Source organism: Bacillus pretiosus, from assembly GCF_051294775.1.
GTDB lineage: Bacteria > Bacillota > Bacilli > Bacillales > Bacillaceae_G > Bacillus_A > Bacillus_A wiedmannii.
In genome coordinates, this window is sequence record NZ_JBPPHF010000123.1 from 1 (window position 1) to 315 (window position 315).

The 315-nt window shown below is 34.0% G+C and carries 1 pseudogene; it reads right to left on the reverse strand.

Annotated features, from left to right (window positions below):
- Positions 1-13: 13 nt before the first annotated feature.
- A pseudogene (locus tag ACSG5Z_RS30135) lies at positions 14-315 on the reverse strand (prealbumin-like fold domain-containing protein); the annotation flags it as partial.

Consider the following 315-nt stretch of genomic DNA (forward strand, 5'->3'; position numbering starts at 1 on the left):
TGTATTAGAGTCTGGAGAATGTCTCTTCATTTATTACATATCCAATCGGCACTATTGTTTCTTTATACGTGTACTTTCCATATGGTAGTTTGAATTTTGCTATACCTTGCTCATCCGTTTTCCCTTTTACTACTTGTTTCCCTTGTTCGTTGTAGATTGTAAATTCTGCATTTGGTAACTTCGTATTCCCATCCGCTACATCTACTGTCGTTATTTCTAATTCACCTTCTTCTTTCTTATCTTGAACGATATGTTTAATAATTTCTCCATCCTCTTTTATTTCAAATGAGAATGTCTCTTCATTTATTACAGCGC